This window comes from Fulvivirga sp., assembly GCF_040220315.1.
In the GTDB taxonomy this organism is placed as follows: domain Bacteria; phylum Bacteroidota; class Bacteroidia; order Cytophagales; family Cyclobacteriaceae; genus Fulvivirga.
In genome coordinates this window covers 1-5848 of the sequence record NZ_JAVJUY010000045.1, presented here as the reverse complement: position 1 = coordinate 5848, position 5848 = coordinate 1, and the positions used below count along the sequence as shown (strand labels likewise).

Here is a 5848-nt window from a genome sequence, read left to right as displayed (position 1 = left end):
CATCTGTAACCTTCATAGCATATACCAATTTTCCAGAATAGTCAATTCCACAAACATTCTTTGAGCCAACACCAGCTATCCAATCACCAACTGAGGCATTTCTTCTAATGACTGGTTTACAGATAGTTAGAGTGCAAATTTCAAAATAGGGATTTGGAGCTGCTCCATCATCGGTCGGAATACAATAAGAAAATAGTCTCATGCTAGTGACTTTAGTATTCATTTTTCAGTCTGAGTTGCGATACATTAATTGGACCTAGTTCTATATCATGTTTCTTATTTGTTGGAAAACTTGTAAATCCTGGACGAACTACTTCATTGCGAGATGGATGATAGTATGAAGCAAAAATCCCGGTCAGAAGGAATTGAAGTCCAAAATGTAAGTGTTCTTCGTCACCGTGCTCGAATCCTACATAGTTGGCTTCTTTATTGAATTTGCTTTCACTATTTGGCCTTGTTTTGAAAATTGAATAGGCATCTAAGCATATAACTTGACCAACACATTCGTCAAATGTTAGTTGATTGTAGGAAGATTTAACTTTTGAATATAACCACTCGCATCTCTCTTGATGAGACTTTTCAGGCTTTATCATATTGGAAAAACTGATCAAGCTAGTTGTCGGACCTATTACTGTATCACCTTTTTGATTTTTAATGGAACATAATCTTGCCGCATTTTTAAGACTTTCAAATTCAGATTCAATTTGGTTTTCATATAAGTTCTTTTTTACAGAAATGATTGATATTACTCCTTCAGGCGGAACAACAACAAACTCCTCAAATCGCTCATATACTGGATAATTAGTTGAGTCATAAATTATGATATCTAGTTGATTAGAATGACGATCTTCTTCAGTTTTTCGTCTTTGTCTGTTATGCTTGCCAACTTTGGTAGCAGGACGCAAAATGAAACCTGAAAGTGCTTCTAATTCTTTTGGCAGATGCTTATTTAGGAATGCTCTTAAAATACTCTCTATATATCTACCCTCTTCACCAGTGTGCGCGGCTCCTTTCCTCTGCTCAGCGGGAATGAGTGTTTCTATGTTCTTATACACTGAAATCAGAGACTTACACTCACTATTGAAGAAATCCCGAACTCTTTGACCTTTATTTGATAGATCTGCTTTTACCATAATTATACTATTCCATAGTTAACTGGGTCATTTCCTAGTGCTTCAATAAATGCTTTTTGATCTGAATTCGAAAACCCACGGATCATGTACAGAAATTCATTGTGAATAAGATCTTCTAAGGAAATTTCTTCTTGATCATCAAAGCCAACCAATAAATAAGGAGCATTTTTTATGGCTCCATTCTCCTCAGGCTCTCTCTCGTTATATGAAAGAGCTTGAAGTGCTAAAAACAACACCTTTTTATATATAACTTCAGAAGTTGAAGACTCTTTCTTCAAAAAATCAGGTTCAAAACAGGCAATAAACTCAAGATCTTTTTGTGATAATACATTGTCACGCATGAAATCTCCAACTTCATCATATGCAATTGGTTGACTTCTTAATTCAGGATTCCAATTATTTGGTAATGCATAGAATTCTGTTATTAGTGTCTCAAGTACTTCATGTGTTCTTAAAAATATAGTCTGCACATAATTGTATTCTTCTTCAACAAGTCTTTCAATGGCCCTATTATCATAGTGTATTGCTCCTACGGCATGAGCACAATTGTCCCTATATTCAATTGGCAGAGTGAAGTTCTTAATGTGAGATTTGTGAAATTTCAAACTTCTAAGAATATTCATGATATCTTTCTCTCGAATCAAGGAATAATCAAAAAGAAAACTCATGGAGCTGGGATCGGTAATCTTAGCGCATATTTTAACAGCCTCTGGATGATTGATCTTGTTCAAGAACCAAGAAGTTTTATATATGAAACTCATATAGAGCATGTGAAAAGATATGAACGAAAACTGATGCGTCTCCCCTTCTATGTTATTGAGATAAGCCTGACCTAGATAGTCGATAAATTCCTGATTTTCTTGATGCGGAAAATACAAGGGTAAATAGGATCTTATTTCAGAATAATAGTGTTGCATCAATTGTTATTGTATGACTCCTCAATTAAGAATTTAACCTTATCAAGCTCATCCAGGGCCTTGATCACTATTTCCGTATCCCCTGTTCCATAATGACCAATATTTGACACATTCCTCATATTAGACAATGGTGATTCTATTGAATCAAAATCGAGTTTCAGAAATAGAATGATCTCTTTTTTCTTGGTTCTTAACTCTACACAAACGAAGTTTTTAATACGTGAAAATGCGTGGTAATACTTTAGTTCTTTTTTCTGTACATCGTCACCTAATGAGTTGATGAAATCTTCTAAGGCTTGATAGAGGTCTAATAAATCATCTGATGCTGCATTGATTGCATCATCCATATCTCGATATTTTGATGGCGTTCCTGCACCTGTTGTAGCTGTGTTTTGCTTCTGAGCTACGCCTGCCAGTTCGAAAATGATATGATCCCCATCAAACAAGCGGTAACGTATAAGCTCAATATTCCTATTGATTTGGCCGATTGCGTAATCATCATATCTTGTAAAATCTCGGGCGATACACAGCAATCGAGGATTGGTCCAGTCGACCTCTTCCCCATCTTTTATTTGCTTTTTCTTCATACATAGTAGCTCAAAATCTGCTTGATGATCCATCAGCCAGTCCAGATAGAATAGACCTTGATTGATCACATTCTCTTTGCTGTCAAGTTTGTACTCGATGATTACAGGGCAGTTGTTTTCGTCAATACCAAGCGAATCGATTCTGCCCTTGTGTTTACTTCCAGTGGAGTATTCAGTCGCCAAAAATCTTATTCCAAAAAAGACTTCTAAATTCTTTTCGCAGAGCGCTTGAATCTCTCTTTCAAACTTGAAATCAACAGGTGTTCTGGTTTCTGCCTTCCCCCCTTTTATATTGTAAAGCTTAATATCTGCCATTGCCGTAAAGTTCTGAGTAATGATCAGTTGTGATAATTTCAGCATCCAGGTTTCTCATAAGATTTGAGACCTCTGGTTCGGGAGTTCCTTTTGAGATATAATAGACCTTCATTGGATCGCCATAAAGATTCAGGTAGCGCTTTCTCTCGATTAGAAGCCATCGAATGAAAACCTCATCCTTACCACATTTCAATCCAAATATGATGATAGGCATATTGAACCAGATGTGTAGCCAGGTTTGATGACCTTTCCACATTTTTTGTCTTTTACCTCTAAATAGCGCTTCATCCCCATTGTGAATCAATCTTCTAGCACGTTCTGCACTTCCCATGTAATCCGTGAGACCGAGACGAATGCTATCAGTATAATTTATATCCCCATGAATTTTCCAAATGCCGAAACCATTGGTTGGAAGGGTCAACCTTTCAAAACCATAGTAAGATTTCCAAGGATAAAACCGAGTGAAGCCTCTGGAATCAAGATGAATCAACTCTGCCCCTACTGATGATTCTAAAGCTTTGTCAAAGTTGGTTGTAAGCACGGGACATCTTTGATCTCTTGCGAACTTCATCAAGTTCTCATGCACTCCCAAATCATGGATACCATTTAATTCAAGAAGATCACAAACTTTCTTTCTAACATTCTGAGGTTCTTGGGACTTCATTTGAACCAAGTCGTAAATCTCAGTATTGGATAGCCCCTCGAGGAGTTCCGGTCTTATGGGATCATCTGCAGCAGAACCAAGTAATTCTTCCCATGAAGGCATAATGTTGGCCGCTAAATTCGGTCCATTTCCTATAAGAAAGGCTGCCCGACCATGCTGGTTCAATATGTTTTGAAGGGCTCTCATTTTTCTCCCCAAACTTCAGCAATTCGATCTTTTATTTTCTGTTCAAAGTCTTGAATAAGCTCGCGATTTCGAGCAACAGTCTCTTGCTGTTTTCTAATTTTTTCAATTTGAATGAGCTGTACTTCTTTGGATGGGACTGGAATAGGATAATCCTCTACAAAATCCCTTGGAACCCGCTTAAGGCCCCCTGTCCCAGTCATTTTAGGTTGGCCAATGATTCGGAATCTGTTACTGGCAACCACATAATATATCCAATCAGGGTAAACTTCTTCTGACGCACGAATAACAATGAACTCACTAGAACCAAAACCAATTCCATTAACCAAGTTCTTGGCAATTCCTGCCTTACCATTTTCAAAACAAGGAGTTACTTTAGCTAATAGGATATCGTCATTCTGGAAGTAAGTGTATCCTTTATAAACTTCCTCCAGCCTTTTAGTTTCTTTCGGTTCAAAGGACATTTGATGTTCGCCCAAATCAGCCATAGGAACAAAAGACACTTCTGTTGAATCATCTAAGTCAATGACTTGCGACTTTTTGGGGTTAACATCCGCTACCTCAGATAATGTTTTTATTTTCCAGTCCGAATTAATCTTGATTTGCGGACGATAGCTACCTACGACAAGCTTTGCACCATCTATGATTTTCTGATAACCTTCAATCTCTTCAACTATTTCTTTTTGAATGTCAAGAGACGGAAGCGGAATCTTCAATCCCTTAACAATTTTTTGAGAAATATTTGGTTGAGCTCCACCACCACTAAGTTTTATCATCAATTCTTTCTGAGATTTCAGCATCAGGTATATATACTCAGGAATTGCTTTTTCATTTGGCAGTATTCCACAAATTGTCTGATTTGTACTTGCCTCGAATTTTAGTATACCAACTTGACCAGCAGTAGCACCATACATTGCAACCAATACAGTATTTACAGGGAAAATTTTTGCAGAAGAATTTTTCAATCCTTCTTCTGTAATCTTTAGCTCTGAATCAAAAATATATCCTTGAGACACCTCTCCACTCCTTAGCCAGGGGATTGTGCCATCATTGTAATAATGATCATTTGATTTATTTGGAGTTCCTCCTGATGAAGTATCGAAAACTTGTCCAATCTCAATAATTGGGAAAGTGATATTACTTAGGTCAATCAGATCCTGATATCGGGAACTTGTTAAATTGAAATCATTCTCTTCGTTTATTAAACTCTTTTCCACTTGAAATGAAACTAGACTTGGTTCAATGTCTACTTGTGGGTTATTCTTGAATTGATTAAGTGTCTCTTTTGCTTCATCCAGTTGGGATCCTTTGACAATCCTTCGTTGTGCACCTAAGTCGAAACCGTCATTATCGATTTTAGCAAAAAGAATTCTATCTGTTTTCTTTGCAATATTTCGATCTAAAAGTAGAATTGAGGTTTTTACTCCACTGTATGGGTTAAAGACTCCTGATGGTAAACTCACTACTGCCCATAGTGAAGATTCAACCAGCATTTTTCGAAGGTCCCTATAAGCAGAAGCACTTTGAAATATTATTCCTTCTGGAACAATTATACCTGCCTTCCCATTTGGATTAAGGTGTTCAGCTATATAGTCCACAAACAACACTTCACTTCGGTTAGACTTGATCGTAAACTTCTTGTGAGGGCGAATTCCACCTTTAGGAGTCATAAAAGGTGGATTGGCAAGAATTACATCAAAGTACTCATCCCATCGCTCCTCACTGGTTAGGGTATCATATTCAAATATATGTGGATCGGAAAAGCCATGTAGGTATAAGTTGACCAAGCTAAGTCTCACCATATCAGGAGAGATGTCATAGCCTACGAAGTTTTGAATGAGCTTTTTACGCTCATCAGGTGTAAGCTGATTGTTGTTCTTTTCTTTGATGTGTTTAAACGCTGAAATCAGAAAACCTGCTGTACCGCATGCAGGATCCAAAATCTTATCATTCTTATTAGGATCAACTATATCTACCAGGAAGTCTATGATATGTCGAGGAGTACGAAACTGGCCTGCATCGCCTTGCGAGCCCATCACAGAAAGCAAA

6 protein-coding genes are annotated in these 5848 nt (G+C 37.3%); all 6 read right to left on the bottom strand.

Translation table 11 applies throughout. The features are described 5' to 3' along the window. On the bottom strand, positions 1-202 hold a 202-nt coding region (locus RLO81_RS01575; protein WP_502880420.1), incomplete at its 3' end, for an Nmad2 family putative nucleotide modification protein. A 10-nt stretch (positions 203-212) separates the two neighbouring features. Further along, entirely contained in the window at positions 213-1133 is a 921-nt protein-coding gene (locus RLO81_RS01570; RefSeq protein ID WP_350106232.1) for a DUF6602 domain-containing protein, read from the bottom strand. 2 nt (positions 1134-1135) lie between these two features. Then, positions 1136-2050, bottom strand: coding sequence for a hypothetical protein (locus RLO81_RS01565; RefSeq protein WP_350106230.1), 915 nt, complete (start codon positions 2048-2050; stop codon positions 1136-1138). Next, a complete protein-coding gene (locus RLO81_RS01560; protein WP_350106227.1) occupies positions 2050-2952 on the bottom strand; it encodes a DUF5655 domain-containing protein in 903 nt (300 codons plus the stop codon). Before RLO81_RS01560 ends, RLO81_RS01565 begins: the two co-directional genes overlap by 1 nt. Continuing rightward, positions 2939-3802: an SIR2 family protein gene (locus RLO81_RS01555; RefSeq protein ID WP_350106224.1), complete on the bottom strand. Its 864-nt coding sequence runs from the start codon at positions 3800-3802 to the stop codon at positions 2939-2941. The genes RLO81_RS01560 and RLO81_RS01555 overlap by 14 nt, the downstream gene beginning before the upstream one ends. Then, a partial coding sequence (locus tag RLO81_RS01550; RefSeq protein WP_350106221.1) for an N-6 DNA methylase occupies positions 3799-5848 on the bottom strand: 2050 nt, incomplete at its 5' end. The genes RLO81_RS01550 and RLO81_RS01555, both read right to left, overlap by 4 nt.

Bases quoted from the DNA above. Each gene is read 5' to 3' on its own strand.
- RLO81_RS01565 (WP_350106230.1), bottom strand. From the start codon at position 2,050: ATGCAACACTATTATTCTGAAATAAGATCCTATTTACCCTTGTATTTT.
- RLO81_RS01560 (WP_350106227.1), bottom strand. From the start codon at position 2,952: ATGGCAGATATTAAGCTTTACAATATAAAAGGGGGGAAGGCAGAAACC.
- RLO81_RS01570 (WP_350106232.1), bottom strand. From the start codon at position 1,133: ATGGTAAAAGCAGATCTATCAAATAAAGGTCAAAGAGTTCGGGATTTC.
- RLO81_RS01555 (WP_350106224.1), bottom strand. From the start codon at position 3,802: ATGAGAGCCCTTCAAAACATATTGAACCAGCATGGTCGGGCAGCCTTT.